At 66.2% G+C, this 23389-nt stretch carries 21 protein-coding genes; 13 read left to right on the plus strand and 8 right to left on the minus strand.

The window, feature by feature from the left end; translation table 11 throughout:
- Positions 1 to 52: 52 nt before the first annotated feature.
- The 5 genes from CDO87_RS19830 to miaA form a co-directional block, all read right to left on the minus strand.
- Positions 53 to 1489, minus strand: a complete 1437-nt coding sequence (locus CDO87_RS19830) for an ABC transporter permease (RefSeq protein ID WP_100930381.1) — start codon at positions 1487 to 1489, stop codon at positions 53 to 55.
- A gap of 11 nt (positions 1490 to 1500) precedes the next feature.
- Positions 1501 to 2637, minus strand: a complete 1137-nt coding sequence (locus tag CDO87_RS19835; RefSeq protein WP_100930382.1) for an ABC transporter permease — start codon at positions 2635 to 2637, stop codon at positions 1501 to 1503.
- A 96-nt stretch (positions 2638 to 2733) separates the two neighbouring features.
- Entirely contained in the window at positions 2734 to 4404 is a 1671-nt protein-coding gene (locus CDO87_RS19840; protein WP_100931050.1) for an ABC transporter substrate-binding protein, read from the minus strand.
- Between the two features lie 246 nt (positions 4405 to 4650).
- Positions 4651 to 5508, minus strand: coding sequence for an AraC family transcriptional regulator (locus tag CDO87_RS19845; RefSeq protein ID WP_254698218.1), 858 nt, complete (start codon positions 5506 to 5508; stop codon positions 4651 to 4653).
- The gene (gene miaA / locus CDO87_RS19850) at positions 5505 to 6410 is read right to left on the minus strand and encodes a tRNA (adenosine(37)-N6)-dimethylallyltransferase MiaA (protein WP_100930383.1); all 906 of its coding nucleotides are present in this window, start codon (positions 6408 to 6410) and stop codon (positions 5505 to 5507) included. Before miaA ends, CDO87_RS19845 begins: the two co-directional genes overlap by 4 nt.
- A 109-nt stretch (positions 6411 to 6519) precedes the next feature.
- On the opposite strand from miaA, the gene pyrH reads away from it, so the two are divergent.
- Positions 6520 to 7257 carry a UMP kinase gene (gene pyrH / locus CDO87_RS19855; protein ID WP_100930384.1) on the plus strand — a complete coding sequence of 246 codons (738 nt, stop codon included), beginning with the start codon at positions 6520 to 6522 and terminating at the stop codon, positions 7255 to 7257.
- Here pyrH and CDO87_RS19860 read toward each other — a convergent pair.
- Complete coding sequence (locus tag CDO87_RS19860; protein ID WP_157815058.1) at positions 7236 to 8258, minus strand: GlxA family transcriptional regulator; 1023 nt, start codon at positions 8256 to 8258, stop codon at positions 7236 to 7238. The genes pyrH and CDO87_RS19860 overlap by 22 nt on opposite strands.
- Before the next feature lie 239 nt (positions 8259 to 8497).
- Here CDO87_RS19860 and frr point away from each other — a divergent pair, with 239 nt between their 5' ends.
- The 12 genes from frr (at position 8498) to lpxB (ending at position 20036) form a co-directional block, all read left to right on the plus strand.
- Positions 8498 to 9058 carry a ribosome recycling factor gene (gene frr / locus CDO87_RS19865; RefSeq protein WP_100930386.1) on the plus strand — a complete coding sequence of 187 codons (561 nt, stop codon included), beginning with the start codon at positions 8498 to 8500 and terminating at the stop codon, positions 9056 to 9058.
- 246 nt (positions 9059 to 9304) lie between these two features.
- Complete coding sequence (gene uppS / locus CDO87_RS19870) at positions 9305 to 10030, plus strand: polyprenyl diphosphate synthase (RefSeq protein WP_100930387.1); 726 nt, start codon at positions 9305 to 9307, stop codon at positions 10028 to 10030.
- Complete coding sequence (locus CDO87_RS19875; RefSeq protein ID WP_100930388.1) at positions 10027 to 10815, plus strand: phosphatidate cytidylyltransferase; 789 nt, start codon at positions 10027 to 10029, stop codon at positions 10813 to 10815. Before uppS ends, CDO87_RS19875 begins: the two co-directional genes overlap by 4 nt.
- A gap of 22 nt (positions 10816 to 10837) precedes the next feature.
- Positions 10838 to 12007: a 1-deoxy-D-xylulose-5-phosphate reductoisomerase gene (dxr, locus tag CDO87_RS19880; RefSeq protein ID WP_100930389.1), complete on the plus strand. Its 1170-nt coding sequence runs from the start codon at positions 10838 to 10840 to the stop codon at positions 12005 to 12007.
- Between the two features lie 12 nt (positions 12008 to 12019).
- Positions 12020 to 13366 (plus strand): RIP metalloprotease RseP, encoded by a 1347-nt coding sequence (gene rseP / locus CDO87_RS19885; RefSeq protein ID WP_100930390.1) that lies wholly within the window; start codon positions 12020 to 12022, stop codon positions 13364 to 13366.
- 174 nt (positions 13367 to 13540) lie between these two features.
- Positions 13541 to 13672, plus strand: a complete 132-nt coding sequence (locus CDO87_RS27455; protein WP_256388381.1) for a hypothetical protein — start codon at positions 13541 to 13543, stop codon at positions 13670 to 13672.
- Positions 13673 to 13885: 213 nt separating this feature from the next.
- Positions 13886 to 16171 carry an outer membrane protein assembly factor BamA gene (gene bamA / locus CDO87_RS19890; protein WP_100930391.1) on the plus strand — a complete coding sequence of 762 codons (2286 nt, stop codon included), beginning with the start codon at positions 13886 to 13888 and terminating at the stop codon, positions 16169 to 16171.
- Between the two features lie 4 nt (positions 16172 to 16175).
- Positions 16176 to 16805, plus strand: a complete 630-nt coding sequence (locus CDO87_RS19895; protein WP_254698219.1) for an OmpH family outer membrane protein — start codon at positions 16176 to 16178, stop codon at positions 16803 to 16805.
- An 85-nt stretch (positions 16806 to 16890) separates the two neighbouring features.
- A complete protein-coding gene (fabZ, locus tag CDO87_RS19900) occupies positions 16891 to 17349 on the plus strand; it encodes a 3-hydroxyacyl-ACP dehydratase FabZ (RefSeq protein WP_100930392.1) in 459 nt (152 codons plus the stop codon).
- The gene (gene lpxA, locus CDO87_RS19905; protein ID WP_100930393.1) at positions 17346 to 18131 is read left to right on the plus strand and encodes an acyl-ACP--UDP-N-acetylglucosamine O-acyltransferase; all 786 of its coding nucleotides are present in this window, start codon (positions 17346 to 17348) and stop codon (positions 18129 to 18131) included. The genes fabZ and lpxA overlap by 4 nt, the downstream gene beginning before the upstream one ends.
- Positions 18132 to 18135: 4 nt before the next feature.
- Entirely contained in the window at positions 18136 to 18912 is a 777-nt protein-coding gene (locus CDO87_RS19910; RefSeq protein ID WP_100930394.1) for an LpxI family protein, read from the plus strand.
- The gene (gene lpxB, locus CDO87_RS19915) at positions 18912 to 20036 is read left to right on the plus strand and encodes a lipid-A-disaccharide synthase (protein ID WP_100930395.1); all 1125 of its coding nucleotides are present in this window, start codon (positions 18912 to 18914) and stop codon (positions 20034 to 20036) included. The genes CDO87_RS19910 and lpxB overlap by 1 nt, the downstream gene beginning before the upstream one ends.
- 391 nt (positions 20037 to 20427) lie before the next feature.
- Here lpxB and CDO87_RS19920 read toward each other — a convergent pair whose 3' ends face one another.
- Together CDO87_RS19920 and tkt are read right to left on the minus strand one after the other, a co-directional pair.
- The gene (locus CDO87_RS19920) at positions 20428 to 20916 is read right to left on the minus strand and encodes an ATP-binding protein (protein WP_100930396.1); all 489 of its coding nucleotides are present in this window, start codon (positions 20914 to 20916) and stop codon (positions 20428 to 20430) included.
- A 197-nt stretch (positions 20917 to 21113) separates the two neighbouring features.
- Positions 21114 to 23129, minus strand: coding sequence for a transketolase (gene tkt, locus CDO87_RS19925; protein WP_100930397.1), 2016 nt, complete (start codon positions 23127 to 23129; stop codon positions 21114 to 21116).
- Between the last annotated feature and the right edge of the window lie 260 nt (positions 23130 to 23389).

Consider the following 23389-nt stretch of genomic DNA (forward strand, 5'->3'; position numbering starts at 1 on the left):
TTGGCGGAAAATACCTCGGGGGTCCGGGGGCTGGCCCCCGGTCCGGCAGGTTTCAGTCGCGCAACGATTCCTCCCGCAGCCCGTCGGCCAGCAGGTTCAGCCCCAGCACCAGAGAAAGGAGCGCCAGCGCCGGCGGCAGGGCCGGGTGCAGGTAGACCGACAGCAGGCGCCGCCCCTCGTTGATCGTGGTTCCCCAGTCCGGGCTTTCCGGCGGCAGGCCCAGCCCGAAGAACCCCAGCGTGCCCAGCAGGATCGTGGTGTAGCCGATGCGCAGGCAGAAATCGACGATCAGCGGCCCGCGGGCGTTGGGCAGGATCTCCCACAGCATGATATACCATGGCCGTTCGCCGCGTGTCTGGGCGGCGGCGACATAATCGCGGGTCTTGATGTCCATCGTCAGGCCCCGCACGATGCGGAACACGGTGGGCGAGTTCACGAAGACCACCGAGACGAAGACCACGAGGATACCGCCCGGCACGTCGAACAGGTCGAGCGGCCAGAAGTCGATCTGTGACCGCGGCGCGTTGACCAGAGACAGGTAGATCAGCGTCAGGGGCACCAGAACGATGGCCAGGTAGACCCAGTTCCTGGCCGGCTGCGTGCGGTAGCGCGCGTGGATCAGCACCCCGAAGAACACCAGCGGGAAGACGAAAAGCACAACCGCCATGTACTGCGGCAGGCCTGTCGCCACGATCTCGGGCGTGACCAGCAGGTAAAACAGCAGGATCACCGGGAAGGCGAGGATCAGGTTGGCGAGGAAGGACAGGAACGTGTCCAGCCTGCCGCCGTAGTACCCCGCGGGCAGGCCCAGCGTGATGCCGACCATGAAGGCAAACAGCGTCGCCAGCGGCGCGATGGCCATGACGATGGTGGAGCCCGCCACGACCCGGCTGAACACGTCGCGGGCCAGATTGTCGCCGCCGAGCAGGTAATAAGGATATTCGCCTTCCTCTCCCAGCGGCGTGCCGGGCACCTTGTTCTTCAGAAGCGCGTTCTGGCCCAGCGGGTCATGCGTGGCGATCATGTCGAAGAGGCCGGTGAAGATCGCGGTATAGACCCAGAACATCACGAGGCCGAAGCCAATCATGCCGATGGTCGAGTCGAAGAGTTTCCCGTAAAGCCCCAGCCTGCGTTTGTAGACGACCGACAGGCCGAAGGTCGCGGTCAGGGCGATCCACACGGGCAGGAGCCGCCGCGCCATGCCGCCGAGGATGCCCGCGGCGGTGTCCATGACGATGCCACCGATCAGGTAGGCCAGCGCCAGCGCCACAAGCAGCACACCCAGCCAGTTGACCGTCGCCCGCGACAGCCCCCAGATGCCACCCGTGGCGACGATGGTGCCGTCCGGGTTGGCCTGAATGCCTGTGTCGGGTTCGAAAAATGACAACAGGATGCGCAGCACAACGGCCAGCAGGAACAGCGGCACGAGAATCACGAGGATCGGGTTGAGGACGGTGCCGAGGCTTCCGGTCCAGGTCAGCGGGTCCATGGGCCTCTCCTTCAGGTGACGCTGATGCGCGGGTTGAGGTAGACGTAGCCGATGTCGGAGATCAGCTGCGTCACGAGCACCACGATCACCGACACGACCGACACGCCCAGGAGCAGCTCGATGTCGTTGTTCGAGGCGGCCTGCACCAGCGTCCAGCCGAAGCCCTTGTAGTTGAACAGCGACTCGACGATCACCACACCGTTCAGGAGCCACGGAAACTGCAGCATGATGACGGTGAACGGCGCGATCAGCGCGTTCCTCAGCGCGTGTTTCAGGACGATGTTGCTGAACGACACGCCCTTCAGGCGGGCGGTTCGGATGTACTGGGCGCTCATGACCTCGGCCATGGACGCGCGCGTCATCCGGGCGATGTAGCCCATGCCGTAAAGCGCGATGGTCAGCACCGGCAGGAAGAAGTTGTCGAAGGTCGGCGCCTCCATGGCCGAGGTCGCCGACCCCTTGAACCACTTCAATCCGACAGCCGAGGACGTGAAGACCGCGATGAAGATCACGCCCGACACGTATTCGGGCGTCGCCGTGGTCGCGATGGAGAAGGTCGACAGCGACCGGTCGAGCGGAGAGCCCTCGCGCATCCCGGCCAGAACGCCCACGATCAGCGCGGCGGGCACCATCAGCAGCATGACCCACAGCATCAGCCGGCCGGTCAGCGCCAGCCGCGTGCCGATCACGTCACCCACCGGTTCCTTGAAGACGGTGGAGCGGCCCCACTTGCCCTGCAGGATGCCGCAGAACCGCGGGGCCTCCTCCAGCGCCGTGCCGGGTGCCTGGCAGCGGGCGTTGACCTCGCCGGACGGGGTCTCGATCACGTAGCCCGGCGCCACGCCCAGCCACTCCGCGTAATTCCGCAGAAGGCGCGGGTCGAAGCCGGTGTTGAGCTGCGCGCTGGCCTCTTCCTGCGTCATCTGGCCGGAACGGTAGGCGGCCAGCACCTCCGGGTCCACCGGCGAGCGGTAGCCGTTGCTCGACAGGAAGGTCGCGACCTCGACGTCGGTCATCCGGAAGTTGCCCTCGGACTTCGCCAGCTTTTCGAGGTTCGGGTAGAGGTTCGTCAGGAAGAAGACGATGAAGGTCAGGCAGAGCGCGGTCAGGATCATCGTGCCGACACGTCTGAGGATGAACAGGCCCAAGGGCGCCTCCGTGAGGTCTGTCCGGAACCGCGCGCAGGGCCCGACCGGATCGAAAAGGCCGCCCTCCCGGGGGAGGACGGCCGATCGGATGTCGCGTCAGGCGGCGAGACCCAGCTTGTAGACGTGGATCTCGAACGAGGGGTGCATCTCGGCGCCCACGACGCCCGGCTTGAAGTGCCGGTAGAGCGACCGCCAGTAGGGCTGGATGATGACGTGATCGTTGCGCAGGATGGTCTCCACGTCCTTCATCACCGCGCTGCGCGCCTCCGCGTCAGAGATCGACATGGCCTCGGTGAGTTTGGCGTCGAACTCCGGGTTGGAATACCCCGCCTCGTTCCACGCCTCGCCGGTGCGGTAGGCCAGCGCCAGCACCTGCACGCCCAGCGGACGGTGGTTCCACTCGGTGATCGAGAACGGGTATTTCGCCCAGTCGTTCCAGAAGGTCGAGCCCGGCAGGACGGTGCGGCGCACGTTGATGCCCGCGTCGCGCATCTGCGCCGCCGCCGCGTCGGCGGTGTTCTTGGTGAACCCGTCGTCGAGCGAGATCAGCTCGTGCTCGAAGTCCGCCATGCCGGATTCCTCCAGCAACGCGGCAACCTCGTCGGGGGCGTATTCGGCGGGACCGATGTCGGCGTATTCCGGATGTACGGGCGCGACGTGGTGGTCGGCGGCAACGGTGCCCCGGCCGGCATAGCCCAGTTCCAGGCAGATCGAGTTGTCGACCGCCTTGACCAGCGCCTCGCGCAGCTTGGCATTGTCGTAAACCGGGGCGTCGCCCACCGGGGTCTGCTGGTTGAACCGCATGACCACGGTCGCGCCGGTGACCACCTCGGACTTCTCCCAGCCGATGGCGTCGGCGATCTCGATGAACTCGTTCACGTTTTGATAGAGCATGTCGACTTCTTCGGATTCGACCGCCGCGATCCACGAGGCCGGATCGGTGCCGTAGTCGATGAACTCGATCCGGTCGAGGTATGCGCCGCCGATGTCCTCCGCGTCCGCGCCCCACCACGTGTGATCGGTGTTCTTGACCAGCACGGCCTTCACGCCGACCTCCAGGCTTTCGGGCAGGTAGGGGCCGGTGCCGATCGGGTTGGTCAGCATGGTGTCGGGGTCATGGCTTTCGTGCACGACCGCCGCCGGGTAGTCCGCCATGCCGACGACGATGGCGATGTCGGGCGCGGGCAGCGTGACCGTCACGGTCATGTCGTCGGTGGCGGTGACCGCACCTTCGATCATCTTTGAGGTGGCGGGGTCGATCAGCGAGGCCATGCGGCCGGCCATCGAATTGCCCTCCACTGTCTTGTCGCACCAGTATTCGAACATCCGCACCACGTCCGCCGAGGTGAACGCGTCGCCGTTGTTCCAGGTCACGCCGGGCCGGACGTGCAGCGTGTATTCCGTGGCGTCGTCGTTGGTTTCCCAGCTTTCCAGCAGCAGGCCGCGCACTGTGCCGTCGCGGTTGTACTCCACCATGTACTCAAGCCACCCGCGCGAGAAGTTGGCCATCTGAGTCCAGTCGTAGGTGCGCGGATCCTTCAGCGCGCGGACCTCCTGCTGGATGCGCAGCGTGCCGCCGGACTGGGCGTGGGCCGCCGCCTGCGCCGGGCTGCCGAGGCCGCCGAGCGCATAGGCCGTCGCCGCGGAGACGCCGAGCGCGGTGGCGCGCGTCAGGAATTCGCGGCGGTCAAGTTTCCCGGCCTTGAATTCGCGCGCGTACATCTGTGCAGCCGGGTGGACCCGCTGCAGGGTGTCCTTCGATGTCATCATCATCTCCCTGTGACATGTTCTGGTTATTTTGCGGGGTCGGCTTCCTGGACGCCGTCGTCCTGTCCCGAGCCATCCGGTGCCCCCCCTTTGTTTGTGCCCCATAGCGCACCATTGCCTTTCAGGCGTCAACGCTTGTCATCGGCGTTCTGGTGTCGAAAAGCGACATGGCTCATATTCAAAAGCGACACGGACAGCCATGCAAGCCCCGCGTCCGGGCCAGGGATGGAAAAAGTGCCCGCGTTATCAATGACGCGCGGCAAGCATCTTCCGCGCGTCGGTGCGGAGTTGCGACGGCGACTTGCCCGTGTGCGTCTGGATGAACCGCGTGAAATAGGCGGCCGAAGAAAACCCCAGCGACTTCGCGACATCCTGCACCGGCGGGCGCGGGCTTTCGAGCGCGATCCGGGCAGCGTGCAGCTTGCGTTCGGTCAGCAGGTCAGCCGCCGTCTTGCCGCAGCACTGGCGGCAGATGCGGCTGAGGTGGGTGGGCGTCACGTCCAGCGCATCGGCATAGGCTGCCATCGGCTGCGCAGTACGGAAATCGCGGGTCAGGGCCTGCGCGTACCTGCGGGCCAGCCGCTGTGCCGCAGTGTCCTTGGGGGTCTCGGCGGCGCCCTTCTCGATCTGGCGGTGCAGCCAGATGCCGAGCAGATGCACCCGCGCTTCGAGACTGTCCTGCATCAGCGCCCGTTTCTGGGTCAGCTCGCGGTGCATGGCGTCGATCTCGCCGGTCAGCTCGGCCTGGGCAAAGCTGTCGCGGATACGCAGCAGCATCGGAGTCTCCGGCTCTTTCGGGGCAAGCCCGGTGGGCGCATGTACGAACAGCGCCTGCGTGCCCGGCTGCAGGTCGATGGCGAACAGCGTACCCGCCGGCAGCCACAGCGCCTGGTGCATCGACACGCCGCGCAGGACACCCGCCACCATCGCCCGGCCCTGGCCCTTGGTGATCCACAACAGCGTGCTGTCCTCGCGATCGTGGGCCAGCTGGTAGCGCCACGGCGCGCCCTGAAGCTCCAGCATGAAGGACCCGCACCGCACCGGGCCGCGCGTCCGCTCGGGGGCGGGCGGCATCGGGTTCTTCAGGAAACCGGGGCGGTTCATGCGTTCAGGTCCTCCGGGGTGACACGCGGCCAGTCGGACATACGCGATTTGAACCACGTGCGCTGCCGCTTGGCAAACTGCCGTGTGAGGATCGTCGCCCGCTCGATTGCATCGTCGAGTGTCATCTGCCCCCGAAGGTGGGCGATCAGCTCGGCCGCACCGATGGCCTTGGCAGAGGGCAGGGCAGGCGACCAAGTGTCGAGGTTCTCGCGCGCTTCCTCCAGCGCGCCGTCCCGGACCATCTGCCGGAAACGGCGCTCGATCCGCGGGGTCAGCCAGTCCTTCGGCGCGTCGAAGAGGAAGGGCTGCGCCCGCGTGACCGGCAGGAGAGGCGCCGGGGTCTCTGCCTGCCACGCGGTGATTCCCTTTCCGGTGGCGCGCAGCACCTCCCACGCCCGCTGGACGCGCATGGGGTTCCTGAGGTCGATGACAGCGGCGGTGGGCGCGTCCAACTGATCGACAAGCGCCGAGAGACCACGTGTCATTCGCATGTCGTCGCCCTCTGCCCGGACAGCGGCGGGCACGTCGGGGATCCGGGCCAGGCCCTCGATCAGCGCGGTGAAATAGAGCCCCGTGCCGCCGGTGATGATCGGCCTCTCGCCCTTCAGCAACGGCGCAAGATCGCGCAACCAGTCGCCCACGGAATAGGCCCGCGTGCCGGGAACGTGACCATAAAGCAGGTGCGGCGCGCGGGCTTCCTCCTCGGCGGAGGGGCGTGCGGTCAGCACGCGCCAGTCCGCAAAGACCTGTATGGCGTCGGCATTGACGATGACACCGCCCTGCCTTGCGGCGATCTTGAGCGCCAGCGCCGACTTGCCGGATGCCGTCGGCCCCGCGATCAGCACCGGTAGGTCCGGATCGAGGGCATCGAGGCGCTCGGCCAGTTTATTGGTCATGGGCATCGGCTTCGGGGTCCTCGTCGCGCCTGTTCCTGCGCTGCGGCATTGCAGTGGGCGGGCTTTTCCGCCAGAAGGTGCCCGACATTACCCCCCGGCAAATACGGAGCGCAACATGAGCGAGAGCGAGAGCGACAAGCCCGCCACAACCTACAAACGCGTCATGCTTAAGATCTCGGGGGAGGCGCTGATGGGCGATCAGGGCTACGGCCTCCATCCGCCCACCGTCGAGCGCGTCGCGCGCGAGATCAAGGCCGTGCACGACATGGGTGTCGAGATCTGCATGGTGATCGGCGGCGGCAACATCTTCCGCGGTCTCGCCGGTTCGGCGCAGGGGATGGAGCGGACCACGGCGGATTATATGGGCATGCTGGCGACGGTGATGAACGCGCTGGCCATGCAGTCGGCTCTGGAAGGACTGGGCGCCTACTGCCGCGTGATCTCGGCCATCCGGATGGACGAGGTCGCCGAACCCTACATCCGCCGCCGCGCGGTGCGGCACCTCGAGAAGAAACGGATCTGCATCTTTGCCGCCGGCACGGGGAACCCGTATTTCACCACCGACACCGCCGCGGCCCTGCGCGCGTCCGAGATGGCCTGCGAGGCGATCCTGATGGGCAAGAACGTCGACGGCATCTACGACTGCGATCCGAAGAACAACCCGGATGCGAAGCGCTACGACGAGGTCACCTACGACGACGTGCTGCGCAACAACCTCAAGGTCATGGATGCCTCGGCCATCGCGCTGACCCGCGACAACAAGATGCCGCTCCTGGTGTTTTCCCTCAACGAGCCGGGCGGCTTCCGGGGAATCATGGCGGGCGAAGGCACCTACACGCGCGTCATTCCCTGATCCCGGAGGTCAGACTGCGCCTGCCCCGAGGGGCGGGCGACCTCGGTCGCCGCGTCCCAGCCGGTGGGCGTGGCGGCCTTTCCCAGCTGCGCCCTTTGCGCCCGGGGTGGTTTGCCGAAGTGGTTTCTGTAGCTGCGCGTGAAGGCCGAAGGAGAGGTGAAACCGGTTGCCGCCGCAATCTCGGCCACCGTTAGCGTGGTCTCTTCGACCAGTTGCGCGGCGCGCCGCAGGCGCAGGTCCAGGTAGAACTCTGCCGGGGTCCCGCCCAGGGCCTTGCGGCAGCGCAGGCGCAGGCGTTTCAGGCTCATGTCCAGTTCGGCGGCGATGCGCGGCAGAGGTAATGGCGCATCCAAGTGTGCCGCCATCAGGGCCGTCATGCGGGTCATCAACGGATCGCCCCGGCCCACGCGCGCCGCCAGCGTCTGTGCCCGGCTGGTTTCAGCGATTTGGCCGTGGCCCAACGCCGCTCCGGTGCGGGCCGCCAGCGCCGGTCCGTGGCTGCGGGCGATCCAGTCGAGCATCGCCTCCGCTGTCGCCAGACCGCCCGAAGACGTCAGCCGTTGCCGGTCGATCGCATGTGTCCGTTCCGACAGGGCAATGTGAGGATAGGTCCGGTCGGGATCGGGCGGCAGCACGGCCTCCCGCCCGTCGAGCAGCCCCAGCCGCGCGAGTATCAGCGCGCCCTGGTCCAGACCGGCCAGTGTCGCGCCCGCCGCGTCTGCCCTTGCAAGGAAGCCGCGCAGGCCCATGGGCAGGTGATCGAGCGGGTGGGGCCCGGCACAAAGCACCACGAGGTCGAAACCCTGCGCCCCCTCCCAATCCTGTGCCTCTGCCGCGATGCGCATTCCGTCCGATGCGGCGACGTCCGCGCCGGTCACGGTACGGATGCGGCAGGAAAACAGCGGCTGTCCGGCGATGCGGTTGGCAAGCTCCAGCACCTCGCGGATCAGGACGAACCCCAGAATGGGAAACTGCGGGAAGAGGATCAGGCAGACATGCATGGCGGTTCCGGCAGCGGTTCCTAAGGGGCACAAGGCAGGGCGTTTCCTGCACGGTTTCGGTCGGTGCGGGGCGGACGTCGCCGCAAATCCATGTCTTGCACGCGGGGCGTTAAGGAAGGATGAGGACGCCCGGAGACAGGTCGCGGCCATGCGGACCCGGCAAGAGACATTGATCTGCGCGCGGTGACGTAATAAGCCTGCGCACCGACAAAGGCTCAGCGAAGCGAGGCAAGACGCTCATGTCCGACGAATTCGAACTCGACACCGATGATCTCACCCGGCGCATGGAAGGGGCCATGGGCTCGCTGAGGACGGAATTCGCCTCGCTCCGCACCGGGCGCGCCTCCGGTTCGATGCTTGAGCCGATCATGGTCGACGCCTACGGCGCGATGACCCCGATCAACCAGGTCGGCACCGTGAACGTGCCGGAGCCGCGCATGGTCACGATCAACGTCTGGGACAAGTCGCTGGTCGGCAAGGTCGAGAAGGCGATCCGCGAGTCGGGGCTGGGCATCAACCCGCAGCTCAACGGCACGATCATCATGCTGCCGATCCCGGAACTGAACGAGGAGCGCCGCCGCGAACTGAGCAAGGTCGCTGGTCAGTATGCCGAGCACGCCCGCGTCGCGATCCGCAACGTTCGCCGCGACGGCATGGACCAGATCAAGAAGCACAAGGACGACATGTCCGAGGACGACGCAAAGCTCTGGGAAAGCGAAGTGCAGGAGCTGACCGACAGCTACATCAAGAAGGTCGACGCCGCGCTTGAGAACAAGCAGGAAGAGATCATGCAGGTCTGATCCCTGCGTGACTGATTGGGACGACAGGGGCGGGCGACCGCCCCTTTTTTCATGTCGCGCTTGCCCAAACCGTGTGCGCTGAGGGCGCCGGTCGCATGGCCGAAGTTGCGTTGAACGGGCCGGGCGGTACTGCCGTGCAACGTGCGCAGCACCTGCTGAAACCCTGCACGACTATCTCTTTGGCAAGGGCCGGGGGATCGGCTATGAAACCCGCAGACGTGGCCGATGCCTAAGAAGGAGCCTTGAATGAGCCGTGACGAAAGCCAGTCCCATGGTCCGCGACACGTGGCGATCATCATGGACGGCAACGGCCGCTGGGCGACCATGCGTGGCAGACCGCGCCTGTTCGGCCACCACGCCGGCGCCCGCCGCGTCCGCGAGATCGTCGAGGCCTGTCCGGCGGCCGGCGTCGACTACCTGACGATCTTCGCCTTCTCGACGGAGAACTGGCGCCGCACGCAGGTCGAGGTGGCCGGGCTCATGAGCCTCTTCCGGCGTTACATCATGAAAGAGATGCAGGCCTTCGTGAAGGAGAACGTCCGCGTCCGCTTTATCGGCGACCGCCCCCGGCTGGACGCGAAACTGCGCGGCCTGATGGACGAGGCGGAGGCGATCACCGGCCATTGCACCGGCACCAACCTGACGATTGCGCTGAACTACGGCGGCCGGGACGAGGTTGCGCGCGCCGTCAAGCGGCTGGCGGAGGACGTCGCCGCGGGCAGACTGCGGTCCGAAGACGTGACGGAAGAGACCCTGCCGCGCTACCTCGACACCCGCGTCCTTCCGGATCCGGACCTCGTGATCCGCACCAGCGGCGAGGCGCGGATCTCCAACTTCCTGCTCTGGCAGTCGGCCTATGCCGAGTACGAATTCGTCGACACCCTGTGGCCCGATTTCACGCCCGAGGAATTTGCCCGTCTGTGTGGTGCCTACGGTCGGCGCGACCGCCGGTACGGGGCCGTGAAGGCATGAGTGCACACCGCTGGGACGACCTGAAAGTGCGGCTGGCCTCTGCCGTCGTGATGATCGCCGTGGGCGTGATCGCCGTCTGGGCCGGGGGCTGGGTGTTCCACGTCCTGATCGCGGTGGCCTCGGGGGTGATGGTCTGGGAACTTGTCTGCCTGCTCGATACCGGGCGGACGAAATCGCAGTACATCCTCGGCGCCGCGACCTTCCTGGTGGCTCTGGCCGCCAACGTGATTCCACCGTCCTTTGCCCTGCCGCTGCTGATGGCGCCGGCGATGCTGGGCTTCACCCGGATGGAGCAGGGGGGCACCCGGTACGCCGTCTTTGCGACGCTGATCCTGTTCGCGGGCTACGGGATGATGGACCTGAGGGACGAGCTGGGCCTTGTCTGGATGCTGTGGCTGATCACCGTGGTCGTGGTCACGGACGTCTTCGGCTACTTCGCGGGGCGCGCCATCGGCGGGCCGAAGTTCTGGCCGAAGGTGTCACCGAAGAAGACCTGGTCCGGAACCGTCGCGGGCTGGATCGCCGCCGCAGCGGTGGGCGCCTATTTTGCGTGGTTCGCCGGGGCGGGCATCGGGCTGATGGGGATTTCCATCGCGCTCAGCATGGCCAGCCAGATCGGCGACATTGCGGAAAGCGCGCTGAAGCGGAAGGCGGGGGTGAAGGATTCCTCCTCGCTGATCCCGGGACATGGCGGGCTTCTGGACCGGTTCGACGGGATGCTGGGGGCTGCGGTCTTCCTTGTGTTCGCCGACCAGTTGGTGGCATTCCCGCCCGGCATCGGCTGACCGGGCAGGCGGAGGAGGTTTCATGCGGCGTGTATCCGTGTTCGGGGCCACGGGGTCCATCGGACAGAATACGCTCGACCTGATCGGTCGTGATCCGTCTTCCTATCGGGTGGTCGCGCTGACCGGCGGCCGCAACGTCGCGCAACTGGCCGCCGACGCCATGCGACTGCGGGCGGAGGTCGCGGTGGTGGCAGACGAGGCGCTGCTTCCGGACCTGCGCGCGGCTTTGGCAGGCTCCGGGGTCGAGGCCGGGGCAGGGCGCCACGCTCTGCTGGAGGCCGCCGACAGGCCCGCCGACTGGGTGATGTCCGCCATCGTGGGGGCCGCCGGGCTGGAACCGGGCTTGCGCGCGCTGAGGCAGGGGGCCACGCTGGCACTGGCCAACAAGGAAAGCATGGTCTGCGCCGGACGCCTGATGCTGCGCGAGGCCGCGGCACACGGCGGACGCCTGCTGCCGGTGGATTCAGAGCATTCAGCGGTCTTCCAAGCCCTCATCGGAGAGGACATGGCCGCGGTCGAGCGTGTCATCATCACGGCCTCGGGCGGCGCCTTCCGCGACTGGCCGCTGGACCGGCTGGACGAGGCCACGCCCGAGCAGGCCGCGACCCATCCCAACTGGGCGATGGGGCAGCGGATCACCATCGACAGCGCGTCGATGTTCAACAAGGCGCTGGAACTGATCGAGACGCGGGAGTTCTTTGGCCTCGACCCGGCGATGATCGAGACCGTCGTGCATCCCGAGAGCATGATCCACGCGCTGGTGGGCTTCAACGACGGTGCGCTTATGGCCCACGTCGGTCCCCCCGACATGCGTCATGCCATCGGTTTTGCCCTGCACTGGCCCGAACGACGGTCGCTTCCGGTCGAACGTCTCGATCTTGTGAAGCTCGGTCAGATGACCTTCCGTACCGCCTGTGAGACCCGATGGCCCGCGCTGCGGCTGGCGCGCGAGGTCATGGACGCAGGCGGCCTTTCGGGCGCTGTTTTCAACGCCGCAAAGGAAGTTGCGCTCGACGCCTTCATTGACGGACGCATAAGGTTCACGCGCATGGCGGGCGTGGTCGAGGACGTGCTCACCCGTGTTTCGTCGCAGCCGGGCCTTATTGATGACGACTTTGACCTTGATATGGTGGTCGAAGCCGACCATCTCGCACGGGTAGCGGCGGGTGATATCATTGACAGCAGTACCTAGAAGGGGCGCGTTTTGGACCTGACGACACTGACCTCGACATTCGGCGGCTTTCTCTGGACGGCCCTGTTCTTCATCGTGGCCCTGTCGGTCATCATCGCGATCCACGAGTACGGCCATTACATCGTCGGCAAGAAATCCGGGATCTTCCCTGAGGTGTTCAGTCTCGGCTTCGGCCCGGTGCTGTGGTCCAGGACGGACCGCGACGGGACGAAGTGGCAGCTGGCCGCGATCCCCTTCGGCGGCTACGTGAAGTTCCGCGGCGACGGCAACGCCTCTGGCGCCATCGCCGAAGAGGGCGCCATGGACGGCCTCGACGATGCGGAGAAACGCTCCACCATGATCGGCGCGCCGCTGTGGGCGCGGGCGGCGACGGTGGCGGCCGGGCCGTTCTTCAACTTCGCCCTGTCGATCCTGATCTTCACCTGCATCTTCCTGTTCCGCGGCGAGATCACCGAACCGCTGACAGTGGGCGAGCTGCGCCCGCTGCCGGTCCAGCAGGAACTGATGGAAGGCGACGTGCTGGTCGCCATCGAAGGGCAGGCGCCCCCGGGATCGGACGAGGCGCTGGCCTACGAGGCCTTCATGAAGGCGCTGCCGCATGAACCGACGCTGGACTACACGGTGGTCCGCGACGGCACGGAAATCGACGTCTCAGGCCCCTACGTCTACCCGCCGCTCGCCACGCAGATCGCGCCGCGGTCTGCCGCGGGCGACGCCGGGATGGAACCGGGCGACGTCATCATCGCCGTCGACGGGGAGGATATCTTCGCCTTCGACCAGCTGAAGGAAAAGGTCGAAGGCTCCGAAGGCGCGACGCTGGCCCTCACCGTCTGGCGCGACGGCGAGACGCTGGACCTCGACCTGACGCCCAAGCGGGTGGACGAACCGCAGGCGGAGGGCGGCTTCAAGACGTACTACCGCATCGGCATCGTCGGCGGCGTGGCGTTCGAGCCCGCCACCCAGACGCCGGGCTTCGGCACCGCCGTGGCCGGCAGCGTGACCCAGGTCTGGGAGATCATGCGCGGTTCCGTCTCCGGCCTGTGGCACATGGCGACGGGTGCGATCAGCACCTGCAACCTGTCCGGTCCCATCGGCATCGCCGAGACGGCGGGCGACATGGCAAGCCAGGGCACGACGAACTTCATCTGGCTGATCGCCGTCCTGTCGACCGCCATCGGCCTTCTGAACCTTTTCCCGATCCCGGTGCTGGATGGCGGCCACCTCGTGTTCTACGCCTACGAGGCCGTCTCCGGTCGTCCGCCGAGCGACAAGGCGCTGAAGGTGCTGATGTCCATCGGCCTGACGCTGGTGCTGGGCCTGATGGTCTTTGGCCTGACGAACGACCTGTTCTGCCCCTGATCGCAGGCGCCCGACCCGTAGAATGAAAGCGAAAGATCCCCGGCGAGGGGATCTTTCTGTTTACGGACCGGCAGAAAATTCTTCGGCGGCTGCCCAAATCCCGCCCGATTCCTCGGGCATAAGGCGTCGGTGAACACATCCGATCCAACTCTGATCGACCCAAGGACCGAATCCATGCAGCACATCCACGACGGCTACCGCAGCATGAGCCTGCTCGTGAGCATCAACTTCGACAGATTGCTGTACATCTTCACGATCGTCGCAGCCCTCTTTTTCGGAGCGTACCTCGGGACCTTCATGTACTGAAAGGCCGCCATGGCATGCCTGTCGCGGCGTGCCGGCGACACCTTCAGGAAATCCGCGTCATGGTTTTGACAAGCCAGGGCAATCCAGCTAGTGACAATCCGTGGGATGTCGAAGTGGATTGCGAGAATGGCAAAGGTCATTTCCGCGCAAGGCGCGCAAAATGATAAGAAAATTCAACGCCTGAGCGAGGTCGTTCAAGCCGTCTGCCTGTCTATGGCACTCGGGCTAGGCGCCGGGGCGGTCGCGGTCATTCCGCAGGCCGCCTATGCGCAGAGTTACGCCTTCAGCAGCGTTGACATTCAGGGCAACCAGCGCGTCGAGGCAGGGACCATCCTGTCCTACGCCGGGATTGCGCGGGGCCAGCAGGTTTCCGCCGGTCAGCTCAACGACGCCTACCAGCGTATCCTCGGCTCCGGCCTGTTCGAAAGCGTCGACCTGATCCCGCAGGGCAACACCCTCGTGATCCGCGTGGTCGAGTTCCCGACGGTCAACCGCATCGCCTTCGAAGGCAACCGCCGGATCAAGGACGAGGACCTCGCGCCGATCATCCAGAGCCAGACGCGCCGGGTCTTCAATCCCCGCGTGGCGGAGCAGGACGCGCAAGCGATTTCCGAGGCTTACGTGGTGCAGGGACGGATCGCCGCCCGTGTGTCGCCCAAGGTCATCCGCCGCAGCGAGAACCGCGTCGACCTCGTGTTCGAGATCTTCGAAGGCGGCGTGTCCGAGGTCGAGCGCATCGGCTTCGTCGGCAACCAGGTCTATTCCGACCGTCGTCTGCGCCGTGTCGTCGAGACGAAGCAGGCCGGTCTCCTGCGCGCCCTCATCCGTAAGGACACCTTCATCGAGGACCGCGTGGAATTCGACCAGCAGCTGCTGCGCGACTTCTACATGGCACGCGGTTACGTCGACTTCCGCATCACCGGCACCAACGCCGAGCTGGCGCGGGAGCGTGACGGCTTCTTCGTGACCTTCAACGTCGAGGAAGGCCAGCAATTCCGGGTCGGTGCCGTCACCGTCAACTCCGATCTGCCGGACGTCGACACCGAACTTTTCCAGCGGGCGGTGAAGCTGCGCTCGGGCGTGGTCTATTCGCCGATGCGCGTCGAGAGCGAGATCGCCCGGCTGGAACGGCTTGCTATCCGCGAAGGTCTGAACTTCGTCCGCGTCGATCCGCAGATCAGCCGCAACGACCGCGACCTGACGCTGGACGTGTCCTTCAACCTCGTGCGCGGCGACCGCATCTTCGTCGAGCGTATCGACATCGAAGGCAACACCACCACGATGGACCGTGTCGTGCGCCGCCAGTTCGACACCGTCGAGGGCGACCCGTTCAACCCGCGCGCCATCCGGGAAAGTGCCGAACGCATCCGCGCGCTCGGCTTTTTCTCGAACGTGGACGTGGACGCGCGCGAAGGCTCCACCCCGCAGCAGGTCATCATCGACGTCGACGTCGAGGAACAGCCGACTGGCTCGCTGTCCTTCGGTGCGAACTACTCGTCGACCAACGGCTTCGGCGCGGCGATCTCCTTCTCGGAGCGCAACTTCCTCGGCCGCGGCCAGACTCTCGGGTTCACGATCAACACGGCTTCTTCGTCCAAGAGCTACGGCTTCAACTTCGTCGAACCGGCGGTGTTCGGCCAGGACCTCGCGTTCGGGCTCAACCTCAACTACTCGGAGACCGACAAGCTTGGCGGCGACTACGACACCACGTCGGGCATCTTCCAGCCGTCGCTGTCCTTCCCGGTCTCGGACAACGGCCGTCTTTCCTTGCGCTACACCGCGAAGCTGACCGACGTCAGCAGTTCCGGCGCGATCGAGGGCGGTGTGATCGACGTCGAATCCGAGGAGGGCCAGCGCATCGACAGCTCGCTGGGCTACACCTACAGCTGGGACACGCGGCGCGCGGGCCTCGATCCGAAGAACACCTACCTGTTTGAATTCAGCCAGGACTTCGGCGGTGTCGGTGGCGACACCACCTTCGTCAAGACTGGCGTGAAGGCCATTGCCCAGACCAAGGTCATGTCCGAGGAAGTCACCCTCCGGGCCAGCATCGAGGGCGGCGCGCTCAACTACTCCAGCGGCGAAAGCCGCGTGACCGACCGGTTCCTGCTCAGCCCGAACCTGATGCGCGGTTTCGATTATGGCGGCATCGGCCCGCGGGAACTGGACGCGCAGGGCAACAGCGACGCACTGGGCGGCAACTTCTACGCGGTGGCCAAGTTCGAAGCGGAATTCCCCATCGGTCTGCCGGAGGAATACGGCATCTCGGGCGGCCTGTTCTACGACATCGGCTCCGTCTGGGGCGTGAACGACGAGAACAGCAACGTCGCGGGCGGCAGCATCGTTTCGGCGGACTTCGATCCCCGGCACGTGGTCGGCTTCTCGATCTTCTGGGACTCCGCGCTTGGTCCGCTCCGGCTCGACTTCTCCGAACCGATCAAGAAGGCGAAGTACGACGAAGAGAAGAACTTCAACCTGACCATTTCCACCGAATTCTGATCCCGTGGTCCGGCTCGTTCACTGGCTGCTTGTCCTGACGCTCTGCGTCGGGGCGGCGTCCGCGGGCCGGGCGCAGGACGGGGTGGAAAGCCCGGTGCTGGTGATCGACTTCGAACGCGCCTTTGCTGAGAGCGCCTTCGGCCGGCGGCTGAACGAAGAGGTGGAGCGCGAGGGCAATGCCATCGTCGCCGAGAACCGCCGGATCGAGGCGGAACTGACCGCCGAGGAACTGCGCCTGACGGAACAGCGCGCCACCATGGCGCCGGATCAGTTCCGCGCGCTGGCCGATGCCTTCGACCAGAAAGTGCAGCGCCTGCGGGCCGAGCAGGACGCCAAGGCGGAGGCGCTGGGGTCGCGTGGCGAGGAGAGCCGGATAGAATTCCTGCAGGCCGCGCGTCCGGTTCTCGAAGGGCTGATGCGCGAAACCGGCGCTGCGGTGATCCTCGAACGGCGCTCGGTTCTGGTGGCGGTGGATTCCGTCGACATCACCGACCGGGCGATTGCGCGGATCGACGCGCAGGTGGACCCGGAGCCTGCCGAAACCCCCGAGGCGCCCGACCAGTCCCAGCCCCAGTCTCCGGCACCGCAGGACGATGCCGTCCCGTCAGACGGCACGGCCCCCGCCCAGCCCTGACACAGCCGCCCGAGGCCCGCGCTTGCCCAGACGGGCGCGGCTTGCTAGGGACGCTGGCAAGAGATCAACGTGAAGGCCAGACCAGATGAGCGACCTGAAATCCGCAGACATCCAGCTGATCCAGCGGATCATCCCCCACCGCTACCCGTTCCTGCTGGTGGACCGCGTGGTCGACATCGACGGCACGCAAAGCGCCACCGGCATCAAGAACGTGACGATGAACGAACCGCATTTCCAAGGCCACTTCCCCGGTCTGCCGATCATGCCCGGCGTGACCATCGTGGAGGCCATGGCCCAGACGGCGGCGGTCATGGTGGGCACCACGCTCGACATGGCCGACAAGGAGATGAAGGTCTATTTCATGTCCATCGACAAGTGCAAGTTCCGCCGCAAGGTTGTGCCCGGCGACCAGCTCCGGATGAAGCTGACAACGCTGCGCGGGAAGCCCGGCGGTAAGGTCTGGAAGTTCGGCGGCGTGGCCGAGGTGGATGGCGAAATGGCCGCCGAGGCTGAATTCACCGCCATGATGGACCTCCCGTCGTGAGCGCCTCCATCCATCCGTCGGCCGTGGTCGAAGAGGGCGCCCGCATCGGCGAAGGCGTCATCGTCGGCCCGTTCTGCCACATCGGGCCCGAGGTCGTCCTGCACGACCGGGTCGAGCTGAAGAGCCACGTGGTCGTCACCGGCGCAACGGAGATCGGTGAGGAGACAGCGGTCTTCTCCTTCGCGGTGATCGGCGAGATCCCGCAGGACCTGAAGTTCAAGGGCGAGAAGACGCGGCTGGTGATCGGCAAGCGCAACCGTATCCGCGAGCATGTCACCATGAACACCGGCACCGAGGGCGGTGGCGGCGTGACCCGCGTCGGGGATGACGGGTTGTTCATGGCGGGCTGCCACGTGGCGCATGACGTCCAGGTGGGCGACCGGGTCATCATCGTCAACAATGCCGCGCTTGCGGGGCACTGTGTCATCGAGGACGACGTCATCATCGGTGGCCTGTCGGGCGTGCACCAGTGGGTGCGCATCGGCCGGGGCGCCATCATCGGGGCCGTGACCATGGTGACGAACGACGTGATCCCCTACGGCCTCGTGCAGGCGCCGCGGGGCAAGCTGGACGGGTTGAACCTCGTCGGACTGAAACGCCGTGGCGTCAAACGCGACGACATCACCGCGCTGCGCGCCGCTTTCCAGATGCTGGCACAGGGCGAGGGCGCCTTCCAGGACCGCGCAAGGCGGCTCGGGGACGAGACGTCCAGCCAGTATGTCAAGGAAATCGTTGCGTTTATCTTGGGCGACAGCGACCGGTCGTTCCTGACCCCGGGGTGACGCCATGCTGGCGCTGATCGCCGGAAAAGGCGCCTTGCCCGGGGCAGTGGCCGCGGCGCACGGCGGGCCGGTGCGCGTCTGTGCATTGGAACACTGCCCGCCTGACCTGCCCGTAGACCGGACCTTCCGACTGGAGACGCTGGGAAGCCTGCTGCGCTGGCTGCGGCGGCAGGGGGTGACGGAGGTCTGCCTTTGCGGGTCGGTCACGCGGCCGCCTGTGTCGCTGGCGCGGGTGGATCTGCGGACGTGGCCGCTTGTGCCGCGCGTGCTGCGTGCGCTGCGGCGTGGCGACGATGGGGCTTTGCGCATCTTCATCGCGATCTTCGAGGCGTCGGGCTTCCGCGTCGTGGCCGCGCATGAGGCGGCGCCGGCGCTGTTGCCGCCTGTCGGCGCGTGGGGGCAAATCCCTGAGGGCGCTGCCGAACTGGCCCGACTGGGCGACGCCGTGAGCGAACGGCAGGCGGCGGAAGACCTGGGCCAGGCCTGCGTGCTGCGAGACGGAATTGTCCTTCAACGCGAAGGGGTTGAGGGGACGGACGCGATGCTTCAGGCGCTGACGGATGCGGAGGGCGGCGTGCTCTACAAGGCGCCGAAGCCCGGGCAGGACCGGCGGGCCGATCTGCCGGTGATCGGGCCGGAGACGGTGCGGCGGGCGGCGGCGGCGGGGCTGTCGGGGATCGTGATCGAGGCGCAGGGGGTCATGGTGCTGGAGCAGTCGCTTGTCAGGGCGCTGATCGAGGAGACAGGCCTGTTTCTCTGGGTTCGGGAAAGGGGCGCCTGATGCGGGTTTTCGTTACGGCCGGGGAGGCCTCCGGCGACAAGCTGGGCGCGGCTTTCATGAAGGGTTTCAGGCAGTTGTGCCCCGATGTGGAGTTCCGCGGCATCGGCGGGCCATTGATGGAGGCCGAAGGGCTGGAGAGCCTTTTCCCGATGGACGAAATCTCGATCATGGGGATTTCGGAAATCCTGAAGGAATACAGGCATTTGAAGGCGCGTATTCGCGAAACCGCAGAGGCGGTCTTGGACTGGCGGCCGGACGTGCTGGTGACCATCGACCTGCCGGAGTTTTCGCTGCGCGTGAACCGGCTGGTGAAAAAAGCTGCGCCGGATCAAAGGGTTGTGCACTATGTTGCCCCCACGGTCTGGGCGTGGCGGCCGGGGCGCGCGAAGAAGATGGTCGGCGTGGTCGACCAGGTGCTGGCCCTGCTGCCGTTCGAGCCGCCCTATATGCAAGCCGTTGGAATCGCATGCGATTTCGTCGGACACCCGGTGGTCATGGAGCCTGTTGCCACGGCGGAGGAGGCGGCGGCATGGAAGGGCGACAGCGGCGACAAGGTGGTGCTGGTGCTGCCGGGGTCGCGGCGGTCCGAGGTGGCGCGATTGTTGCCGGTTTTTCAAGAGGTTGTGGAACGTATCGCGCGGCCCGGCCTGCGGTTTGTGCTGCCTGCCGGTCGGCAGGTCGTGGGGCCGGTGAAAGAGGCGGTAGCCGGCTGGAAGGTTCCGGTGGAAGTCATTGATCCGGAGGGAAATTCCGCGGAGAAACTGGCGGCGTTCCGGGCGGCGGACGTGGCCTTGGCGGCCTCCGGCACGGTGTCGCTGGAGCTGGCGGCCAATGCGACGCCCATGGTGATCGCCTATGATATGTCGTGGCTCAGCCGCCAGATCATCGGGCGGATGCTGCTGGTGGATACCGTGACGCTGGTCAACCTTGTGAGCGAGACGCGGGATATCCCTGAATTCATTGGAAAAAACTGCAAGCCTGAAGCGATAGCCAAGGCCGTGCTCGACGTACTGGAGGCGCCGGACAGACAGCTTCGGGCGATGGATCTGACCATGGAACGGCTGGGTCGCGACGGCGAGGAGCCGGGGTTAAGGGCGGCGCGTGCCGTGCTTAACGGACTGTGAATTAACAGGATCGGGCCGTTCCTTGAGCGACCGCACGATGGTTAACGCACCGCGCGCCTACAGAATCTGGGGGTGCCGACGCACGGGCCACATAGGTAAACGAATGGTAAACCGCCGTTCCGGGCAGGTTTAACGGTTTTGAAAGGGGTGAACCGGCCGGTTCGACCCCTCCAACCGGCCGGTTGTTAACACTTGCGATTTCAACGCCTTGTTAAGGTTAACGCTTTGCCGGACGGCACGCTCTGGTCGGGTGGCAGGAGGCCTCCGAACCGACGGCTGTGCCGCCCGGTGGACGCGTGTTTCAAAGCTCAGGCAGCGCACCGTTCACGGGTCAGGGACGGCGCGGGCGCATGCTGGCCGACACGCGGATGCGTGCCACAGCCTCCGTCCCTCAGTGGTGCAGGACGATGTTGAACCCCTCGTTCGGAGAGGGCGGCACGAAGTGGCTGGAGATTTGCCGGAACTGTTCGTCGGTGACCGCGAAGGGATGATCGCCCTGCGCGTTGCGGGCGTGCAGGCGCGCCAGACAAACCTGGTCGGGCACATCGAGGACATGCAGGACATGAGAGGCGCCCGCCTGTTCGAAGATGCCGCGCATCCAGTTGCGGGCGTCCACGGTGTTCGCCTGAAAGTCCAGAACGACGGACACACCCGCCTGCAGCACCGACGCGATGTGCGGCGCCATGACCTTGTGAAGCTTCGCCGTGCATCGGACGTAATCGGCGATGGAGGTCATCTCGTCACCGAAGAGCGCCTTCAGCCAGTCGTCCTCTGCGATGACGATGGTGGCCGGTTCCTGCCCGAGGGTGGCGGTCAGCGTCGATTTGCCGGAGGCGATCTTGCCGCAGATCATGTGCAGGGTGGGTGTCTGTTGGGTCATGGGGTCTTCCGGGGCGGTTCATCGGGTCGTGCGGGGGGTGTCGGTGACGACACATGCGACGTGACCGGACGGAATGCAACAGGGGGAGGCGTTTGTGGCGCGGACAGGAAAAGGCCCCCGCCGGGCGTGGCGGGGGCCTTTCTGGTTGGTGCGTTGATAAGGTTGGTGCGTTGATAACGCACCCTACGGTGGTGCCTTTACAGCAGGCCCTTGGCCGCTTCGGCCACCGCCTCGGGGGTGATGCCGAACTTCTCGTAGAGCGTCTCGTAGGGGGCGGAGGCGCCGAAGCCGGTCATGCCGACGAAGGCGCCCTTGTCGCGCTTGCCGCGCTCGGAGAACAGCCACTTGTCCCAGCCGAAGCCCACGGCGGCCTCGACCGCGACGCGCACCGGACCTGCGGGCAGGACCTTGCGGCGGTAGGCCTCGTCCTGCGCCTCGAACAGTTCCCAGCAGGGCATGGAGACGACGCGGGTGCCGATGCCCTCGGCCTGCAGCGCGTCGCGGGCAGCCATGGCGATGGCGACCTCGGAGCCGGTGGCCATCAGGATGACCTGGCGCTTGCCCTCGGCGTCGGCCAGCACGTAGGCGCCTTTCTCCGACAGGTTGGCGGTCTTGTGCTCGGTCCGGACGGTGGGCAGGTTCTGGCGGGTCAGCGACAGCACGGAGGGCGTCGCCTTCTGCGTCAGGGCGATTTCCCAGGCCTCGGCGGTTTCCACCGCGTCGGCGGGGCGGAAGACCAGCGTGTTCGGCGTGGCGCGGGAAATGGCCAGATGCTCGACCGGCTGGTGGGTCGGGCCGTCTTCACCGAGGCCGATGGAATCGTGGGTCATCACGAAGATGGTCGGGGTCTTCATCAGCGCGGCGAGGCGCATGGCCGGCCGGGCGTAGTCGGTGAAGGCCATGAAGGTGCCGCCGTAGGGACGCAGGCCGCCGTGCAGGCCGATGCCGTTCATCGCCGAGGACATGCCGTGTTCCCGGATGCCCCAGTAGACGTAGCGGCCCTTGCGGTTGTCGGTGTCGAACTTGCCGAGATCGCCGGTCAGCGTGTTGTTGGAGCCGGTGAGGTCCGCCGAGCCGCCGATGGTTTCCGGCATGATCGGGTTGATGACCTCGAGCGCCATCTCGGACGCCTTGCGGGTGGCGACCTTGGGCTGGGTTTCGGAGATCTGCTTCTTCAGCGCCTTGATGGTGGCGGAGAGCTTCTTCGGCGCGTCGCCGGCGATGACGCGGGCGAATTCCTTCTGGCGGGAGTCGGAGGCGGCGGCGAGGCGCGCTTCCCATTCCGTGCGGTCGGCGGCACCGCGGGCGCCGGTGGATTCCCACCAGGATTTCACCTCGGCGGGCACTTCGAACGGGCCGGTGTGCCAGCCCCAGGCTTCCTTGGCGGCGATGTTCTGTTCGTTGTTGGTCAGCGCGCCGTGGCCCTTGGAGGTGTCCTGCGCGGCGTGGCCGAGGGCGATGTGCGTCTTGCAGGCGATCATCGAGGGCTGGTCGGAGGCCTTGGCGGCGGTGATCGCGGCGTCAATGGCGGCGGGATCGTGGCCGTCGATCTCCTGCACGTGCCAGCCGGCGGACTTGAAGCGCGCCACCTGGTCGGTGCGGTCCGAGAGCGAGACCTTGCCGTCGATGGTGATGTCGTTGTTGTCCCAGAAGACGACGAGCTTCGACAGGGCGTAGCGGCCGGCGAGGGTGATCGCCTCCTGGCTGACGCCTTCCATCAGGCAGCCGTCACCTGCGATGACATAGGTGTGGTGGTCGACCAGCTTCTTGCCGAAGCGGGCGCGGAGCATCTCCTCGGCCATGGCGAAACCGACGGAGTTGGCGATGCCTTGGCCGAGCGGGCCGGTGGTGGTCTCGACCGCCTTCAGAAGGAAGTTCTCCGGGTGGCCGGCGGTCTTGGCGCCCCACTGACGGAAGTTCTGGAGCTGGTCGAGCGTGACCTCCGGATCGCCGCAGAGGTAGAGCAGCGAGTAGATCAGCATGGAGCCGTGACCGGCGGACAGGATGAAGCGGTCGCGGTCGGGCCACTCGGGGTTGGCGGCATCGAACTTCAGGTGGTTGCCGAAGAGCACGGTGGCGACGTCGGCCATGCCGATGGGCATGCCGGAGTGGCCGGAGTTGGCGTTGGCCACACCGTCGAGGGCCAGCGCGCGGATCGCGGTTGCGCGCATCCAGTGGTCGGGATTGGCGTTGCGAAGCTCTGAAATGTCCACCGTGAGGTTCCTTGCGTTGCAGCGTTTCGCGCTGAATAGCAGCCGCGGGGCAAATGGCAAGGTCGCGGCCCGGCAGGCCGCGGGCAGGCGGATGAAAACCGCCGTCCAAGTGCTTGGGAAGGCGTTGGTAAACAGGGGGGCGCATTTTCCTTTTGCGCTTGCTAGACTTCCTCCAAAGGGTCGAGGGGCGATTCGCGATGCGGTTGTCCCGGCACAAGACCCGAAAGACGGGACGGCCCGGCATACGGGCGAGGAAACGG

This window comes from Sagittula sp. P11, from assembly GCF_002814095.1.
Lineage (GTDB): Bacteria > Pseudomonadota > Alphaproteobacteria > Rhodobacterales > Rhodobacteraceae > Sagittula.